Genomic DNA, 18,826 nt, shown 5'->3' on the forward strand with positions numbered 1-18,826 from the left:
GCTACGGGCGCTGCATGTACTTCGCGGGGCGCTTTTCCAGAAAGGCACGGATGCCCTCTTGACCGTCGGGCGTCACGGTCCCTGCAGCCATGCGTTCGACCGCAAAGGCATAGGCCTGATCCTGCGGCAGATCGATCTGGCGGTAGAAGCCCTGCTTGCCCGAGGCTTTGGAGAGCGCACTGCCGCGCGTGGCCCGGCGGATCAAATCCAGCGTCGCGGCCTCGAGCTGGTCGGGCGCCACTGCCTTGTTGATCAGGCCCCAGTCGGCCGCGGTGGCGGCATCGATTGCGTCGCCCGTGAGCGCCATCTCCAGCGCGCGCTTGCGCCCCACGTTGCGCGCAACCGCAACCAGCGGCGTGTGGCAAAACAGTCCCGCCTTGCCGCCCGGAATCGCGAACGAGGCGTTATCGGCCGCCACCGCCAGGTCGCAACTCGCGACCAGCTGGCAGCCCCCCGCCGTGGCCAGCGCATGCACGCGCGCCACCACCGGCTGCGGCAGGGCCTGCAGCGTGTTCATCATCTCGGTGCAGACGGCGAACAACTCGCGTGCCTGCTCTAGCGTGGCACCGGCCATGTCCGCAAAATTGTGGCCCGCGCTGAAGACCGGGCCGTTGGCCGCGAGGATCACGCCCAGCGCCTCGGTGCGGGAAATCGCGCGCAGGGCCTGCGTCAGCTCCCGCATGACGTCCAGTGCCAGCGCATTGCGCTTGTCCGGGCGATTCAGCGTGACGGTGGTGATCGGGCCGTCGGACGTGACCAGCAAATGTTCGTACTTCATCGAATCATTGTGGCAGGTTGGCCATTTTTTCGCCGAGGCGAACGGCACCCCCTGGCTGCCACGCTGCGTTGAATTGCAGCGGCCCTTTGGGAAACAGCAGCACCACGGTGGAGCCGAGCAGGAAGCGGCCCATTTCATCGCCTTGCGCCAGACGCACATCTTGGTCGCCGTACTGCCACTCGCGCACCGGCCCGCCGCGCGGCGGGCTCACGACGCCATGCCAGACCGTCGCCATGCTGCCGACCACAGTGGCACCCACCAGCACCAGCACGAACGGGCCGTGCGCAGAGTCGAACACGCAGACGACGCGCTCATTGCGCGCGAACAGGCCGGGCACGCCGCGCGCGGTGGCCGGGTTCACCGAGAACAGCGCACCCGGCACATAAATCATGCGCGTCAGGCGCCCGTCGCAGGGCATGTGGATGCGGTGGTAGTCCTTCGGGCTCAGGTAGAGCGTGGCGAAATGGCCGTCCTCGAACCGCGCGGCCAGCGCCGCATCGCCACCGACCAGCGCCGTGGTGGAATAGTGGTGGCCCTTGGCCTGGAAAATCCGGTCGCGCGCGATCGCGCCGAACTGGCTGATCGCGCCATCCACCGGGCAGATCAGGTCGGCGCTCGCCAAAGGCCGGGCACCGGGCTTCAGGGCCCGCGTGAAAAAATCGTTGAAGCTGGGGTAGCTGGCGATGTCGGGATCGGCCGCCTCGCTCATGTCGACGCCGTATTTGCCGACAAACCAGCGGATCAGGCCGCTGGTCCAGCGCCCGCCACGGCTGGATGCCACGATGCCGGCAAAAGCCGTGAGCGCGCGCTTGGGCAACAGGTACTGCGGCAGCACGGAAAGGCGATCAGGCAAGGCAGCTAGCGGTAGTGGCGAATGGGGGCGTATTCTACCCAGCGCACGCCGGGCGTCATCCCTGCAGCGCGCGAACCAGCTCGGGCAGGTGCGACAGTGCAAACAGCACCAGCCCGATCACACCGCCCACCAGCGTGCCGTTGATGCGGATGTGCTGCAAATCCTTGCCGATGTTCAGCTCGATCAGGTGCGACATCTCCTGCGCATCCCAGCGCTGCACGGTGTCCTGGATGTGCTGCGCCACGAACTGCGACACCTCGGGCGCGAGCGTATGCACCCAGTCTTCGAGGCGCTGGTTCAGCGACGCGCGCAAGTCCGCATCCTGCGCCAGCGACTGGCCCAGCCAGCGGCCCATGGCGCCTGCGTTGCGCGCGACCAGTGATTTCTCGTTGGCCAGGTCGCGCTTGAGTGCAGCGCGCATGCCCTGCCATTGCGCCTGCACATAAGTGCCGAGCGTGGCGTCATGCTGCAGGTAGCGGCGGATTTCTTCGCCCTTGCGTGCGAATTCGGGGTCCGTGCGCAGCCTGTCGATCAACTGCTGCACCGCCGCGTCGAACTTCTCGCGCAGCTCATGGCGGGGGTTGTGCGCCACGTCGGCCAGCAGGCTCTCCAGCGCGTGGGCAGCCATGCCCGCGCCCTGCTCACCCAGCCAGGCGGTGGGCAGCACTTTTTCCGTGTGCGGGTGCTCGCGTTTGACCCATTGCACGATGGCCTGCGCGATGAGGCTGCGCGATGACGGCTCCTGGAGCAGCTGCGTCAGGTGCGCCAGCGCACCATCCAGCAGCGCCTGGTGGCGCCCGTTCTGCGTGAGCGCCGCGAGCACGGTGGCCATGGAGCCGGCCAGGTCCAGCTGCCCGATCAGCGCGCGCGCGGCGCGCTTGATGAAGCGCTCGACCTGCGCGTCCTCCACCATGTCCAGCGCCGCCGACAGCAGGCGCACCGCCTGCCGCCCCAGCAGGCCGGCATGGCCCGGCGCCGTGAGCCACTGCGCCACCAGCGCCACCGGGTCGTGCCGGCGCATCAGCGTGACCAGCGAAGGCGGGTCGAGGAACTTGTCGCGCACGAACACGGCGAGGTTCTCGCCGATGCGGTCCTTGTTGCGCGGAATGATGGCCGTGTGGCGCGCGATGAAGGGGATGGGAATGCGCCGGAACAGCGCCACCACCGCGAACCAGTCGGCCATCGCGCCCACCATGGCCGCCTCGGCCATGGCCTTGAGGATGTCCACGCCCAGGCTGCGCGGCAGCCAGCTGGTCGTCATGAACACGGCCGTCACAAGCAGCAGCAGGCCCAGGGCCTGGCGCTTGGAACGCGCCAGTTCAGCCTGCTTGTCCATGCGGGGCAACTCCTTGTCGGTCAAAGGTGCGGCAGCCCGGCACGGCGCCGTGAGGCCCGGGCCTGCCGCAGGGATGCGGCGGCCTTACCGCGGCGCCACGCGGTCCAGCGCCGCAGCCAGCTGCCCCACCGTGCGATCCACGTTGTGCCATTTCTCCAGGCCGAACAGGCCGATGCGAAAGGTGCTGAAATCGGGTCCCTCGTCGCACTGCAGCGGCACGCCGGCAGCGGTCTGCAGGCCGGCCTCGATGAACTTCTTGCCGTTCTGGATGCCGGGGTCGGTGGTGTAGCTCACGACCACGCCTGGCGCCTTGTAGCCCTCCGCCGCCACACTCGGGAAGCCGCGCGATTCGAGCAGCGCGCGCACCTTGGCGCCCAGCTCGCTCTGCTCCGCCTTGACCTTGTCGAAGCCATAGTCGCGGGTCTCCAGCATCACATCGCGCAGCGCCACCAGCGCGTCGGTGGGCAGGGTCGTGTGGTAGGCGTGCTGGCCCTTTTCGTAGCCTTCGGCGATCTGCAGCCACTTCTTGAGGTCGCACGAAAAGCTGGAACTGGTGGTGCCCTCGATGGCCTGGCGCGCGCGCGCGCCGAGCATGACCATGGCGCAGCAGGGCGAGCTGCTCCAGCCCTTTTGCGGCGCGGAAATCAGCACGTCCACGCCGTTGGCCTGCATGTCCACCCACATGGCGCCCGAGGCGACGCAGTCGAGCACAAACAGCGCCCCCACCGCGTGCGCCGCCTCGGCCACGCTGCGCAGGTAGTCGTCGGGCAGGATGATGCCGCTGGACGTTTCCACGTGCGGTGCGAACACCACGGCGGGCTTCTCCGAGCGGATGGCGGCGGCGACCTCGGCGGCCGGCGCGGGCTGCCACGGCGCCTGCGCGCCCGTGCCCACGCGGCGCGCCTTGCACACCACGGCGCTGGCGCCCATGCGGCCCGCCTCGAAAATCTGGCTCCAGCGGTAGCTGAACCAGCCGTTGCGCACGATCAGCACCTTGCGGTCGTTGGCGAACTGGCGCGCGACGGCCTCCATGCCAAAGGTGCCGCTGCCGGGCACGATCACGGCGCTGTGCGCGTGGTACACGTCTTTCAGCGTTGCGATGATGTCCCGCATCACGCCCGCGAAACGTTTGGACATGTGGTTGAGCGAGCGGTCGGTGTAGACCACGGAAAATTCGAGCAGGCCGTCAGGATCGACGTGGGGCAACAAGCCGGGCATGGGTATCTCCTTTGTCAGTGAGATGGACGCGGGCCGCACAAGCCCAGCCATCGGGCCCAGCTTAGCACGCACCTCGCCAGGCCGCCCTCACCAGCAGTCGACGAAGCGCGTCCCGGGCGCTGCCGGCACGACCGGCGAGGTGCCCGCCGACGCCAGGCCGCGGACCAGCCACGCGCGCGTCTGCGCCGGGTCGATCACGGCGTCGATCTCCAGCGTCTGCGCCATATTCGTGGCCTGGCCGTTGGCGTACTGCTGGTCCACCAGCTTCTTGTACAGCGCATCGCGCTCAGGCCCGGGCGCCGCGGCCTCCAGCTCCTTGCGAAAACCCAGGCGCACGGCGCCTTCCAGCCCCATGGCGCCGAACTCGCCGGTCGGCCAGGAGACGGTGAACACCGGCGCGTCGAAGCCGCCCGCCGTCATGGCCTGCGCGCCCAGCCCGTAGCCCTTGCGCAGCACCACGGCAAAGAACGGCACAGAGAGGTGCGCGGCCACCACGAACATGCGGCAAACATGGCGCACCTGCGCCCGGGCCTCGATGTCGGGGCCGACCATGAAGCCAGGCGTGTCGACCAGCGACACCATGGGCAGACCGTGTGCGTTGCACAGCTGCATGAAGCGCGCGGCCTTGTCGGCGGCGTCCACATCGATCGCGCCGCCCAGATGCCGCGGGTTGTTGGCGAGGATGCCGACGGGGCGGCCTTCGATGCGCGCGAGTGCCGTGAGGATGCCAGCGCCAAAGCCCGCGCGCAGCTCCAGCAGCGAGTCGCTGTCCACCAGCCCTTGCATGACACTGCGCACGTCGTACACGCGCAGGCGGTTCTCGGGCACCGCATGGCGCAGTGCGCGCTGGTCGGCGCAGGTCCACGGCTGCACGGCGGCATCGATCGGCCCCTGGAAATACGACAGGTAGCGCTTGGCGGCGCGCACCGCCTCGGCCTCGCCCTTCACCAGGATGTCGATCACGCCGTTGCCGGACTGCACGCTGCTCGGGCCGATCTGCTCGGGTTTGAAACTGCCCAGGCCACCGCCCTCGATCATGGCCGGCCCGCTCATGCCGATGTTGCTGGCCTCGGTGGCGATGATGACATCGGCGCAGCCCAGCAGCGCCGCATTGCCGGCGAAGCAGCGTCCGTGCACGATGCCGACCACCGGCACCTTGCCCGACAGCGCGGCAAAGCGGCTGAAGGTGTGGTTGTTGAGGCCGGCGACGATCGGCATATCGGTATCACCGGGGCGCCCGCCCCCGCCCTCGGCAAACAGCACCACCGGCAGCCGGAGCTGGTGCGCCAGGCCGAGCAGGCGGTCGGTCTTGTGGTGGTTGCGCATGCCCTGCGTGCCGGCCAGCACGGTGTAGTCGTAGGCCAGCACCGCGCAGCGCGATTGCTCCGCGCCGAACAATTTGGCATTGACGCTGCCCAGGCCCGTCACCATGCCATCGGCCGGCGTGTTGGCCACCAGGTCTTCCAGCGAACGGCGCCGGGTTTGCGCGGCAATCGCCAGCGCGCCGTACTCGATGAAGTTGTCAGGGTCGTCCTGCAGGTCGCACAGATCGGCAATGTTCTCGCGCGCGGTGCGCCCGCCCTGCGCGTGGCGCCTGGCCACGGCGGCAGGGCGATTCGCATCGAGCGTGAACGCATGGCGGGCCATGACCTGCTGCAGGTCGGGCCGGATCTGTTCAAAATCCATGCCGCGGGCGGCCTGGGCGATGCCCGCGGCGACCTCCATCGGCTCCAGCAGCACGAGGGGCTGGCCTTCCACGAGATAGTCGCCCGGCGCGGCACGGATCTCCACCACGCGGCCGGGGGCATGGGCCAGCAGCAGGTGCTCCATCTTCATGGCTTCCAGCACGGCGATCTGGCCGCCGGCCGGCACCACGTCGCCGACGGCCACGTCGAGCTGCACCAGCTTGGCCGGCATGGGCGCGCGCACCGCGCTGAGTCCGTCGTCGTCTTGCCCGGATTCAACACCAAATGAGGCTGTAGCCCTTACCCTGTCTGAACCGGTAGCTCTATCTTTTGTAGCACCCTCATGATCGATGGCTTGCGCTGCGGCCAGCAACGCCGGCAGATGCGCCTCGACGAAGCGCGTGTGCACCTGCTGCGCATCAAACTCGGGACGCTTTGCCAGCGCGCGCAGCAGCGACAGGTTGGTGGCCATGCCCTCGATGCGGCATTCCGCCAGCGCGCGGCGGGAGCGGCGCGCCGCGTCGGCGAAGTCAGCGCTGCGCGAGCGCACGATCAGCTTGGCCAGCAGCGTGTCGTAATGCGGCGACGGCGCGGCGCCGGCGTAACCCTGCGTGTCGATCCGGATGCCGGGGCCGGAGGGCATATCGAAGCGCACCAGCGAACCACCCGACGGTCTGGCGTGGCCCTGCGCATCCAGCGTCTCGGCATTGATGCGCCACTGCACGGCAAAGCCCTGCGCGCGCGGCGGCGCCTTGGCATCCAACCCCAGTGCCGTCAGGCTCCGGCCCGCCGCCACCTGGATTTGCAGCTGCACCAGATCGAGCCCGGTCACTTCCTCGGTGACCGTGTGCTCCACCTGCAGGCGCGGATTGGCTTCGATGAAGACAAAGGGCAGATCGCGCGCATCTTCATCGACCAGAAACTCGAAGGTGCCCAGGCTGCGGTAGTGCGCGGCCTGCGCCAGCTTCAACGCCGCCTGCGTGATGCCCTGGCGCAGCGTCTCGGGCAGCGAGGGGCTCGGCGCCATTTCGACCAGCTTCTGGAAGCGCCGCTGCAGCGAGCATTCGCGCTCGCCCAGCGACATCACCTGCGTGCCGTCGCCGATGATCTGGATTTCGATATGGCGCGCGCGCGTCATCAGGCGCTCGACGTAGACACCCTCCACATCGAAAGCCGCGCGCGCCTCGGACACGCAGCGCGCATAGGCTTCGGGCAACTCCGCAGCCTCCAGCACGGCGCGCATGCCGCGGCCGCCGCCGCCGCCAATTGCCTTGATCATCACGCCGGCACCCAGCGCGCCGCCACGCTGGGCCGCAAAGAAGGCCTGAGCCTGGGCCAGCGTGACCGCGCCCGCACTGCCGGGCATCAGCGGCACGCCGCATTGCCCGGCCAGCGCGCGGGCACGCGCCTTGTCGCCGAACAGCGCGAGCTGCTCCACCGTGGGGCCGATGAAGGTGAGGCCGGCGTCCAGGCAGGCTTGCGCAAAGTCGGCGCGCTCGCTCAAAAAACCATAGCCCGGGTGCACCGCATCGCAGCCGGTTTGCCGCGCCAGCGCGATGAGGTGCGCGATGTCCAGATAGGCAGCGGGCCCTGTGGCGTCCAGCGCCAGCGCTTCATCCGCCTGGCGCACATGCAGCGCCTGCGCATCATCCGTCGCATAAATGGCGACACTGCGGCTGCCCAGGTCTTGCACGGCGCGCACCAGCCGCAGAGCGATCTCGCCGCGATTCGCAATCAGAATCTTTTTGAACACAGGGTTTCCTTCAGGGTTGGTGTGTTCGACTTTACCGAGACCCGCATCACCGCGCTGGCGGCCTGCAACCTGCCCGACTTTCCGTACAACGGGTACCGGACGGGCAGACATAGTGCAACTATTGGCCCATAGAATGCACAGGGCCTATCGCCTTTCTCACCTATTCAAGGAGACAACAATGAAGTCTGGATTTTTGCGCGCACTGCTGGCCCTGGCCGGCGCGACCCTGCTGGCAGCGGCTCCGGCACAGGCACAACAGCAATTCATCACCGTGCTGACCGGCGGCACCAGCGGCGTGTATTACCCGATGGGTGTCGCACTGTCGCAGATCTACGCCAAGGCGATGCCGGATGCGAAATGCACGGTGCAGGCGACCAAGGCTTCGGCGGAAAACCTCAACCTGCTGCAAGCCGGACGCGGAGAAGTGGCCTTCACGCTCGGGGACTCGTTGTCCGACGCCTGGCGGGGCAATGCTGACGCCGGCTTCAAGACGCCCCTGAAAAAATTGCGCGGCATCGCGGGCATGTATCCGAACTACATCCAGATCGTGGCGTCGGCCGATTCAGGCGTGAAGACGCTGGCCGACCTGAAGGGCAAACGCATCTCCGTGGGCGCGCCCAAATCCGGCACCGAACTCAATGCGCGCGCCATCTTCAAGGCCGCCGGCCTGACCTACGCCGACTTCGCCAAGGTGGAATACCTGCCGTTTGGCGAGTCGGTGGAGCTCATGAAAAACCGCCAGCTCGATGCCACACTGCAGTCAGCCGGACTGGGCGTGTCCTCGCTGCGGGACCTGGCAACGTCGGTGAAGATCGTGATCGTGCCGATCACGGCGGATGTGATCGCGAAAGTCGGTGATCCGGCCTATCAGGCCGGCGCCGTCCCGGCCAACACCTACGAAGGACAGGCCGCGAGCGTACCAACCGCATTCGTGCAGAACTTCCTGGTCACGCATGAAGGCGTCCCCACGGACACCGTCTACAAGATGACCAAGGCCATGTTTGAGAACCTCGACCACCTGGTCGCCGCGCACGCCGCCGCCAAGGCGATCCACAAGGAAACAGCGCTGGTAGGCATGCCGCTGCCGCTGCATCCGGGCGCCGAGAAGTACTACCGCGAAATCGGTTTGATCAAGTAAGCCAACCTGTCGCCTTTGCGGGCGGGCCGCCGCGCCCGTCCGCCGGCCACTACACGCCAGGAACCATTCGGATATGACCTCTCTCCATACGCCTGCCGACGAATTTCAGGAGCACGGCGCGCAACGCACGCTCAGCGGCACCGCGCTGAAGATCGTGATCGGCGCGGCCCTGACGTTCTCGACCTATCAATTGATCGTCGCCGGCTTCTCGCCGCTGTCATCGCTGACCATGCGCTCATTGCATGTCGGCTTCCTGCTGCTGCTGACCTTCCTGATGTACCCTGCATTGAAGAGCGGCAAGCTGACCTCCATCGTGTGGTACGACTGGCTGCTGGCCGCCGCCGGGTTCGCGCTGTCGTTCTATCACTGGATTTTCGAGGCCGACCTGATTCAGCGCTCGGGCGATCCAACCACCGCCGATCTGGTGGTCGGCACCATCATGGTCGTGCTGGTGTTCGAGGCCACGCGCCGGATCCTCGGACTGGCCCTGCCCCTGGTGTGCGGCACATTCCTGCTGTATGGCCTTTTCGGCCAGTACCTGCCGGGCCCGCTCTCACATCGGGCCTACGGGTTTGACCAGATCGTGAATCAGCTGTGGCTGGGCACCGAGGGCATTCTGGGCATCCCCGTCATGGTGTCTGCGACCTATATCTTCCTGTTCATCCTGTTCGGTGCATTTCTCGAGCACGCCGGCATGATCAAGCTGTTCAACTCCGTGGCGCTGGGACTGGTCGGCAGGGCCAAGGGCGGGCCGGCCAAGGTGGCGGTGATCTCGTCGGGCTTCATGGGAACCATCTCGGGCTCCGGCGTAGCGAACGTGCTGACCGTCGGCCAGTTCACGATCCCGTTGATGAAACGCTTTGGCTACAGCTCGATCTTTGCCGGCGCGGTCGAGGCCACGTCTTCCATGGGCGGCCAGATCATGCCACCGGTCATGGGGGCGGTGGCGTTCATCATGGCCGAGACGCTGAACGTGCCGTATGTGGACATCGTCAAGGCGGCCGTGATTCCGGCGATCCTGTATTACGTGACGGCGTTCTGGATAGTGCATCTGGAAGCCGGCCGCATGGGGCTGGTGGGTCTGCCGAAAGACCAGTGCCCGAGCCCGGTGAAGGCGCTCAAGGAAAGCTGGTATCTGGTGCTGCCGCTGGCAGGTCTGGTTGGCATGCTGTTTCATGGTTTCACGCCGATGTTCGCCGGACTCACCGGCCTGGCGCTCACCGTGATCCTGATTCTCGGCGCAGCCGTGGCAGCGCGCCTGTCGGGCACGGCGTTTCGCTACGTGTTCTGGCTGGCCCTGGGCCTGGCGGCGGCAAGTTTTGTCGAGTTTGGCATTTATGCGATCCTCGCCGTGATCGCACTGCTGGTGCTGCTTTGTTTCAGGGTCAAGGGCGGTCGTGACACCTTGCGTGCGGTGCGCCTGAGCCTGATCGACGGCGCCAGGCAGGCGTTGCCGGTCGGCGTCGCCTGCGCCGTGGTGGGCGTCATCATTGGTGTGCTGACCCTCACGGGGGCCGCCTCCAGCTTTGCCGGATTCATCCTGACCGTCGGTGAAAAAAGCCTGTTCCTGTCGCTGTTTTTGACCATGATCGTGTGCCTGATTCTGGGCATGGGGATTCCGACCATCCCGAACTACATCATCACCAGCTCGATTGCGGCGCCCGCGCTGCTCAGCCTGGGCGTGCCGCTGATCGTCTCGCACATGTTCGTGTTCTATTTCGGCATCATGGCGGACCTGACGCCGCCGGTGGCGCTCGCGGCATTTGCCGCGGCATCGATCGCCAAGGCGTCACCCATGCGTATCGGCTTCAAGGCAACCCAGATCGCCATTGCCGGCTTTGTTATTCCGTACATGGCGGTATATACGCCCGCGCTGATGCTGCAGGGGCACTGGACGGTGGTGGCGGTGCTGTATATCGTGGGCAAGGCGCTGCTGGCCATCGCCTTGTGGGGCGCAACGGCCGTCGGCTATCTGCTGGCGCCCTTGAGAATCCACGAGCGGGTGTTTACCGGCGTCGCCGCGCTGATGCTGGTCACGGCGGGCACGCTGAGCGACCAGATCGGATTCGTGATGGCGGCCATTTTCGTCTGTTGGCACGTCTGGCAACGGCGCCGGCTGGCGGTTGCATGATCGCGGTATGCCTGGCCGCGGCTGGCCTGGCCATCAGCCTGCCATTGCAGGCGTTCACGCTGAACTGGACCCATTCGATCGAAAAAATCCTTTGGGAAGAGGATTACCAGGTCGTCCAAACGGCCAGCGGCACCCGCCTGCAACTCACCGAAGCGCGCATCCGCGGCTCCGGCGCCGGCATGGAGCCGCCGCCCGATGCCGTGCTGAAGAACGGCGTGTGGCATTACCGCCCGCCGCTGGCGCCGCTCGAGCGGCTGCATCTGACGCGCTCGGACTATGTCGCCGATTACCAACTCTGCTGGGGCGGCCAGTGCCATCCCCTGGCAGAACTGGTTGGCCCACCGTCGGCGGCGCCGCTTGTCGACGTGTTTGCATGCCCCTCGTCCTGAGTTCCCTGTCCGGGACAGTACCCAAGTCGTCCATTCGCTGGCAGGCTCCACCGCAGGGCTGGCCGCCCCCCGATAGCCAAACGCGGGGGAAAGGAACTACACTCATCGACGCCCGACGGCCGCAGCGCCGGCCTCCTGCCCCGGGGTCGTAGCGCAACCGGCGCGAACACGTATGGCCGGTCATGCGCACGTTTGGTCGCGTGCCGGCGTACGGGGGCCAGGAGCCCCCTGTTTCAGGGCCGGCTGCCAGCTTCACTTTGGGATTCGCTCTAGACCACTCACACGATGCCGCCAGTTAACTCTCCCGCGCTGCAACAACACCCTCCCCGCACCGGCGCGGCGGCGGCCGCCGGACAGCTGCTCGACCTGGTGGAGTGGAGCACCGCTGCGGGCGCGTGGATGCTGGAGCTGCCGGAGCGCCGCGTGACGTGGACGCGCCGGCTCGCCGCGCTGCTCAAGCTGCCGCACGACTCGGCGCCCTCACTGCCGCTGGCGCGGGCGCTGGACCTTTACGCGCCCGAGTCGCGGGCGCTGATGACTTCGGCGTTCGAGGCCTGCCTGGAGAGGGCGGTGCCGTTCGACAGGGAGGCAGAGATCATCACGGCACAGGGCGATCGCCTGTGGGTGCGCACGGTCGGCAAGGCGCTGTGCGATCCCTCGGGGATTGTTGTGTGCGTGCAGGGCCTGCTGCAGGACCTGACGGAAAAAAAACGCGCCGAGCAGGAGTCCCTCAACGCCACCGTGCGGCTGAGTTCGACGCTGGCCAGCGTGACGCTCGATCATGAAGGGCGCTTCACCTACGTGAATCGCGAGAGCGAGCGCCTGCTGCAACGCAGCAGCGTCCAGCTGCTGGGCCACACCATCTGGCGTGTACTGGACGACGACGGGAGCAGCCGGCTGCGCAGCGAGTTGCGTGCCGTCCAGAACAGCCGGCTCAGCGTCGAGTTTGAAGAATTTTTTCCCGTGCTGGGAATATGGCTGGAGCTGCGCGCCTATCCGTTCGAGGAAGGCATTGCCCTGTACCTGCGCGACGTCAGCGCCTGGCAGCAGTCCAAGGAGCAGTTGCTGCTGCTGCAGACCAGCATCAACCGCCTGAACGACATCGTGGTGATCGCCGACGCCGGCTCGCCGGACGCGCCGCATCCACGCATCGTCTTTGTCAACGACGCGTTCCAGCGGCGCACCGGCTACAGCCGCGACGAGGTGCTGGGCCAGACGCCGCGCATGTTGCAAGGCCCTTTGACCCAGCGCGCCGAACTCGAACGCATCCGCGAGGCCCTGGCACAGTCGCAGCCGGTGCGCGCAGAGTTGATCATCTACAAAAAAGATGGAGAGCAATTCTGGATGGAACTCGAGGTCGTCCCGGTCGATTATTTCGACCGCGGGCTCACCCACTGGATCGCCGTGGCGCGCGATATCACCACACGCAAGGCGTCCGAGGACGAGATCGAACATCTGGCGTTCTACGACGCACTGACGCAATTGCCCAACCGCCAGCTGCTGATGAGCCGGCTGCGGCATGTGCTGGCCCAGGCCGACCGGAAAATCGGCGCACTGATGTTCGTCGACCTCGACCACTTCAAACTGCTCAACGACACCATGGGGCATTCGCGCGGCGACATGCTGCTGCGAAAGGCGGCGTCGCGCCTGGCCTCCTGCATCAGCCCTGACGACACCGTGGCGCGACTGGGCGGCGATGAGTTTGTGGTCATGCTGCAAGACTTGGGAGACAACCTGCCGGCGGCCAACGCCCGCGCGCTGGCGGTCGGGGAGAAAATTCTGGCCATACTCGGCGAGCCCTACGATCTGGCCCGGTACTCGTACCACGGCACCTGCAGCATCGGCATCACCTCGTTCAACGAGGACGAGGTGAGCATCGAAGACCTGCTCAAACAGGCCGATCTGGCGATGTACCAGGCCAAGGCCTCGGGACGCAACGCGGTCTGCTTTTTCGACCCCGAGATGCAGGCGGTGGCCACGGCCAATGCGGCGCTGACCTCGGAGCTCCGGCACGGCCTGCGCCACCACGAGTTCGTGCTGCATTACCAGCCGCAGGTCGGCAGCGACGGACGCATGCTGGGCGTCGAGGCACTGATGCGCTGGCAGCACCCGCAACGCGGCCTGGTGCTGCCCGACGCCTTCATTCCTCAGGCCGAAGACAGCGGACTCATCCTGCCGATGGGCCAGTGGGCGCTGGAGAGCGCCTGCGTGCAACTGGCCCTGTGGGCCGCCCACCCCGACACCGAACAGCTCAGCATTTCCGTGAACGTGAGCGTGCGCCAGTTCCGCAACCCGGAGTTTGTCGATCAGGTGATGAACGTGATCCGGCGAACCGGCGTGCGTGCGCAGCGGCTCAAACTGGAACTCACCGAGAGCCTGCTGGCCACCGGCATCGAGGTCACCATTGCCAAGATGGGAATCCTCAAGAAGGCCGGCGTGACACTGTCGATCGACGACTTCGGCATGGGCTATTCCGCGCTGTCCTACCTCAAGCGCCTGCCACTGGACCAGCTGAAAATCGACCGGTCATTCGTGAAGGACATGCTGACCGATCCGAACGACGCCGCCATTGCCCGCACCATCATTGGCCTGGCGCAAAGCCTGGGTCTGTCGGTGCTGGCCGAAGGGGTCGAGACCGAAGCCCAGCGCCAACTCCTGTCCCAATTTGGCTGCGACTGCTACCAGGGTCATCTGTTTTGCCGGGCGCTGCCCATCGACCAGCTCGAAGTCTTCATGCGCAGCATCGCGCAGTGAACCGGCGCGCCCTGCGCACACGCTCAGGCGGGCGAGGCCAGCAACTGCACGTTGCCGCCCGCGGCCGTGGTGTTGACGGTGACGGTCTGCTCCGCGCAAAAGCGGGCCAGGTAGTGCGGCCCGCCGGCCTTCGGGCCGGTGCCCGAGAGTCCCTCGCCGCCGAACGGCTGCACCCCGACCACGGCGCCGATCATGTTGCGGTTGATGTAGACGTTGCCGACGCGGGCGCGCGCGGCCAGCGCCTGCGCACGCGAGTCGATTCGCGTCTGGATGCCCAGCGTGAGGCCGTAGCCGAGCGCATTGATCTGGTCGATCACCGCGGCCGGGTCGCCGCGCCAGCGCACGATGTGCAGCACGGGGCCGAAGATTTCCTGCTGCACGTCGGCCACCGCCGCCACCTCGAAGGCACTCGGCGGAATCAGGTTTGCTATTGGGTTTGTAGCTGACTGCGTAGAGTCTTCAATGACTGTGACCGGTTTTGATGTTGAAACCAGACGTTCGAGATGGCGCCGGATAGCGCCCCACGCCTGCCGGTCGATCACCGGGCCGACATCGGTGGCCAGATCGGCCGGATCGCCCGCCACCAGTTCTTTGGCGGCGCCGCGGATCATCTCGATCACGCCATCGGCGATGCCCTCGTGCACACAGAGCAGGCGCAGCGCCGAACAGCGCTGGCCCGCGCTGCGAAACGACGACTGCAGCACCGCGTCGGCCACCTGCTCGGGCAGCGCGGTGCTGTCCACCAGCATGGCGTTGATGCCGCCGGTCTCGGCAATCAACGGGACGATGGGGCCGTCCTTCGCGGCCAGCGCGCGGTTGATGATCCTGGCCACCTCGGTCGAGCCGGTGAACACCACACCGGCGATGCCGGGCTGCGCCACCAGCGCCGCACCCACCGTGTCGCCGGGACCGTGCGCCAGTTGCAGCGCGCCCTCGGGCACGCCGGCGCGGTGCAAGAGTCGCACCGCCTCGAAGGCCACAGCAGGCGTCTGCTCGGCCGGCTTCGCCAGCACGGTGTTGCCGGTGGCCAGCGCCGCGGCGACCTGGCCCATGAAGATGGCGAGGGGGAAGTTCCATGGGCTGATGCAGACCCAGACGCCGCGCGCCGTCAAGCGCAACTCGTTGCTTTCCCCCGTCGGCCCCGGCAGGGCCACCGGCACCATGATGCGCTCGGCTTCATTGGCGTAGTAGCGCAGAAAGTCCGCCGCCTCGCGCACCTCGGCCACGCTGTCGCCCCAGGTCTTGAAGGCCTCCTTTACCATCAGCGCGCAAAAGCGCGGCAGCTCCGCTTCCAGCGCGTCGGCGGCCCGACGCAGGATGGCGCTGCGCTCGTGAACCGGTGTTTTGCTCCATTTTTGATAGCTCATAGCGCTTGTCTGATAAGCGCTAGAGGTTGTTTTGACATCAAACTCGGGCACGGCCGGCAGCGCGGTGGCGGCGTACGCAGCGAGCAGCGGCGCACGCATGGGCTCCACGGTGAGGTCCAGCCCGGCACTATTGCGGCGCCCGGCGCCATACAGATCCAGCGGCAAGGGCAGGGAAGCCTCGGGCTCCAGCCGCAGCGGCGAGATCAGCAGTTCGTCCATGCCCACCGACTCGTCGGCGAGCTGGTGCACGAACGAGGAATTGGCCCCGTTCTCCAGCAGCCGGCGCACCAGGTAGGCGAGCAGGTCCTTGTGCCGGCCGACCGGGGCATACACACGTACCGGTATCGCTCCTTCCCCCGCTGGGGGAGTCTTCATCACCTCGCGGTACACGCCCTCGCCCATGCCGTGCAGCCGCTGCAACTCGAATGGTGCCGGTGCGCGTTTCTGCGACGGGCCGCCCCCAGGAGAAACCGCCCCCCCGGAAGGCAGCGCTGCAAGCGCGGGGGCACTTTCAGCCATCTGCAAAATCGCCGCGATGGTCCCCGCGTTGTGCGTGGCGAACTGCGGGTAAATCGCGTCGGGTGCGGCCAGCAGCGCCCGCGCGCACGCCAGGTAGCTCACGTCGGTGTGGTGCTTGTGCGTGAACACCGGGTAGTGCGGCAGGCCCAGCTCCTGCGCGCGCTTGATCTCGGCATCCCAGTAGGCACCCTTGACCAGGCGGCACATCAGGCGCAGCCGGTATTTGCGCGCCAGTGCCGTGACGTGCTCGATGAGTTCGAGCGCGCGCGTCTGGTAGGCCTGCATGGCCAGGCCAAAGCCCTGCCACTGCGGGAAGTGCTGGGCCACGCGGGCCGCCAGCGCCTCGAACACATCGAGCGACAGCTCCAGCCGGTCCACCTCCTCGGCGTCGATCGTGAGGTTCAGGTTGGCCGTGGCGGCCAGCTCGCACAGGCCCCACACGCGCGGCACCAGTTCGGCCATGACGCGCGCCTTTTGTGCGTCCTCGTAGCGCGGGTGCAGCGCGCTGAGCTTGATGGAGATACCATCATTTCGCTCGCAAGCCGATGCAAGGTCTGCATATGTTGCTATTTTTTTAATAGCACTCGTGTAGCTGTCCAGATAATGCTGCGCATCCGCGTCGGTGCGCGCGCCCTCCCCCAGCATGTCGTAGCTGAAGCACAAGCCGACGCTCCTGTGCCGGGCCGCGGCCGCCTCCTGCATCGCCTCGCCGATGGTCTGGCCGAGCACGAACTGGCGGCCCAGCAGCTGCACGGCGCGCAGCGTGGCGGCCACGACCGAACGCGCGCCCAGCCTGGCGAACAGGCCCGGCTGCTGCTCATCCGCCTGTCCTGAATTCGTCGCGGTCGGCAGAAACTTCTTGGACAGCGCGATCGCCGCGGACGACAGCCGCGCCAGCGCCTTGTCGCCCGCGTGGTCAAAGTCGGCGCGGCCCAGCTGGTCGGCGGTGAGTTCAATCGCGGTCTCGGCGTCGGGCACGCGCAGCAGGGCTTCGGCCAGGCGCATCAGCGCCAGCCCCTCGGCGCTGGAGATCGGGTACTCCTTGAGCAGGCTTTCCATGGCCCAGAACGGTGGCGGATGGCGCCGCACGGCCTGCACCCAGGGCCGGGCGGCCTGGGCAGCGGCGCCCCAGTCGAGCGCGCCTTGCAGTGACTGCAGGCGCTGGGTCACGATCTGGTCTTCGGGTCGATAGGGAAACGGCAGGCGCATGGTGGTCTCCGGTACTTTGGTGAATATCGCCATGTTGAATCAAGCTACGCTGAATTTTCGACTGGATTTATCCAATTAACCGGATAATTCACCAACCATGCCCCAAGCCACGTCCGACCTCGACCGCATCGACCTGAAGATCCTCAAGGTGCTGCAGGACGACGGCCGCACCTCCAACCTCAAGCTGGCCGAGGCCGTGGCGCTGTCCCCCACCGCGGTGCTGGCGCGCGTGCAACGGCTCACGCGCGACGGCTACCTGCTGGGCTACGAGGCGCGGCTCAATCCCCTCAAGCTCGGGCGCGGCATGATGGTGTTCATCGAGGTGCTGCTGGACCGCACCACGCCCAACGTGTTCGAGGCCTTCAAGGCTGCGGTGCAGGTGCACGAAGCCATCATGGAATGCCATATGGTGGCCGGCGGCTTCGACTACCTGCTCAAGACCCGCATGGCCGACATGGCGGCCTACCGCGACTTTGCCGGCACCGTGCTGTGGCAGCTGCCCGGCGTGCGCGAGACCCGCACCTACGCGGTGATGGAAGAGGTGAAGAACACCACGCGGCTGCCACTGCCGGCGCATTGAAGCCTTTGTGCGTCGCACTCGTGTCACGCCTGCCCTCACAAAGGCTGTGTACTATTGCCGCAAATCCGCCTCTTTTCTCTTTTTTTCCGACAAAATGACGGTAACTTGCGTAAAGTGCAGGTGCTTAATCAACAAACGGCTCATGGCATCTCCTCGTACCGACGTGGCTACCACTCCACTGGCTTATCTTGAGCCCGTGGGACTGTCGCCGGTCGAGGCGAATGCCATCCTGGCGTTGGCCGGCCGCAACAACAGCACCGTGCAATGGCAGCGGCCGCCGCCCGACAGCGCGCCGGATGTGTATGTGGCGCATCTGCGCTCGGTCGATTTGCCCGAAGACGGCACCGATTCCATCCCGCCCTGGAGCATCGACCGTTATCCGCCTCGCGTCGTGGTGGACGAGCGCGGGCGCTACCAGGGGCGTCCGGTGTGCCTGGTCGGCGGCTGCGAAAACAACCATCTGGCCTGGAACTCGAAAGATGCGGAGTCCATTGGCGAGCTCAATGCCGGGCTGCGCTTTGCGGCGGCCCAGCTCTCGCGCCAGCGCATTCGCTATGCACTGGCGCGCGCAGCGTGGCTGAACCGCGACACCTGGGCCACCAGCCGGCTGCACCTGCTCAGCCATGGCCAGGTCATGGCGATGATCGACCCGGCCAGCGGACAGGTGCACCTGCGCCGCTCGGCCACCGCGATGCAGCTCGAACGCGTCGCCCTGCAAGTCCTGCCGGCACGCCCCGTGGCGCATTCACCCGACTTCGAGATACTGCCCATGGCCTCCGTGCTGTGGGAGCTGGCCCGGCGCTGCAACGAAGAGGCCCTGCCGCGGCTGTTGCCGCCCGCGCTCCTCAAGTCGCGGCTGATGCGCGCCAGCCCGTTGCCGGTCCCCATGGCCGACCTCGACGAGCAAAGCCAGATGATTCTGGGCGAACTGGACCAAACTCCGCTCACGGTGGCGCAGTTGCGCAGCAAATGCAAACTGCCGGAGCCCACGCTGACGCGCGCGCTCGCGGGCCTGGCGATCAGTCAGGCCACACGCGCCGTCTCCACGGGGCTGTCGGCGCAACGCATCTTCGGCCACATGCTGGGCTGGCTGCCAGGCTGGCAGCGCTGAGTCCC

General features: G+C 66.9%; 12 protein-coding genes. 6 read left to right on the forward strand and 6 right to left on the reverse strand.

The window, feature by feature from the left end; translation table 11 throughout:
• Position 1: 1 nt before the first annotated feature.
• The 5 genes from EUB48_RS19645 to EUB48_RS19665 all read right to left on the reverse strand — a co-directional run bounded on the left by EUB48_RS19645 (position 2) and on the right by EUB48_RS19665 (position 7,623).
• A complete protein-coding gene (locus EUB48_RS19645) occupies positions 2–778 on the reverse strand; it encodes an enoyl-CoA hydratase-related protein (protein ID WP_142820760.1) in 777 nt (258 codons plus the stop codon).
• 4 nt (positions 779–782) lie between these two features.
• Positions 783–1,631: an archaetidylserine decarboxylase gene (gene asd, locus EUB48_RS19650; RefSeq protein WP_142820761.1), complete on the reverse strand. Its 849-nt coding sequence runs from the start codon at positions 1,629–1,631 to the stop codon at positions 783–785.
• 55 nt (positions 1,632–1,686) lie between these two features.
• Positions 1,687–2,967, reverse strand: a complete 1,281-nt coding sequence (locus EUB48_RS19655) for a DUF445 domain-containing protein (protein WP_142820762.1) — start codon at positions 2,965–2,967, stop codon at positions 1,687–1,689.
• A gap of 84 nt (positions 2,968–3,051) precedes the next feature.
• Positions 3,052–4,185: an aminotransferase class V-fold PLP-dependent enzyme gene (locus EUB48_RS19660; RefSeq protein WP_142820763.1), complete on the reverse strand. Its 1,134-nt coding sequence runs from the start codon at positions 4,183–4,185 to the stop codon at positions 3,052–3,054.
• An 87-nt stretch (positions 4,186–4,272) separates the two neighbouring features.
• Positions 4,273–7,623, reverse strand: coding sequence for an acetyl-CoA carboxylase family protein (locus EUB48_RS19665; RefSeq protein ID WP_142820764.1), 3,351 nt, complete (start codon positions 7,621–7,623; stop codon positions 4,273–4,275).
• A gap of 178 nt (positions 7,624–7,801) precedes the next feature.
• Here EUB48_RS19665 and EUB48_RS19675 point away from each other — a divergent pair, with 178 nt between their 5' ends.
• The 4 genes from EUB48_RS19675 to EUB48_RS19690 all read left to right on the forward strand — a co-directional run bounded on the left by EUB48_RS19675 (position 7,802) and on the right by EUB48_RS19690 (position 14,035).
• A complete protein-coding gene (locus tag EUB48_RS19675; RefSeq protein WP_142820766.1) occupies positions 7,802–8,761 on the forward strand; it encodes a TAXI family TRAP transporter solute-binding subunit in 960 nt (319 codons plus the stop codon).
• Positions 8,762–8,834: 73 nt separating this feature from the next.
• Positions 8,835–10,892 carry a TRAP transporter permease gene (locus tag EUB48_RS19680; RefSeq protein ID WP_142820767.1) on the forward strand — a complete coding sequence of 686 codons (2,058 nt, stop codon included), beginning with the start codon at positions 8,835–8,837 and terminating at the stop codon, positions 10,890–10,892.
• On the forward strand, positions 10,889–11,281 hold the full coding sequence (locus tag EUB48_RS19685) for a DUF1850 domain-containing protein (RefSeq protein ID WP_142820768.1): 393 nt from the start codon (positions 10,889–10,891) through the stop codon (positions 11,279–11,281). Before EUB48_RS19680 ends, EUB48_RS19685 begins: the two co-directional genes overlap by 4 nt.
• Positions 11,282–11,566: 285 nt before the next feature.
• A complete protein-coding gene (locus tag EUB48_RS19690; RefSeq protein ID WP_142820769.1) occupies positions 11,567–14,035 on the forward strand; it encodes a bifunctional diguanylate cyclase/phosphodiesterase in 2,469 nt (822 codons plus the stop codon).
• 23 nt (positions 14,036–14,058) lie between these two features.
• On the opposite strand, the gene EUB48_RS19695 is transcribed toward EUB48_RS19690, so the two are convergent.
• On the reverse strand, positions 14,059–17,130 hold the full coding sequence (locus EUB48_RS19695) for an L-glutamate gamma-semialdehyde dehydrogenase (protein ID WP_142821413.1): 3,072 nt from the start codon (positions 17,128–17,130) through the stop codon (positions 14,059–14,061).
• Between the two features lie 97 nt (positions 17,131–17,227).
• On the opposite strand from EUB48_RS19695, the gene EUB48_RS19700 reads away from it, so the two are divergent.
• Both EUB48_RS19700 and EUB48_RS19705 read left to right on the forward strand, forming a co-directional pair.
• Positions 17,228–17,710, forward strand: coding sequence for an Lrp/AsnC ligand binding domain-containing protein (locus EUB48_RS19700; protein WP_142820770.1), 483 nt, complete (start codon positions 17,228–17,230; stop codon positions 17,708–17,710).
• Between the two features lie 142 nt (positions 17,711–17,852).
• Positions 17,853–18,821, forward strand: coding sequence for a hypothetical protein (locus EUB48_RS19705; protein ID WP_168226786.1), 969 nt, complete (start codon positions 17,853–17,855; stop codon positions 18,819–18,821).
• Positions 18,822–18,826 lie beyond the last annotated feature (5 nt).

Source organism: Rhodoferax sediminis (genome assembly GCF_006970865.1).
GTDB lineage: Bacteria > Pseudomonadota > Gammaproteobacteria > Burkholderiales > Burkholderiaceae_C > Rhodoferax_A > Rhodoferax_A sediminis.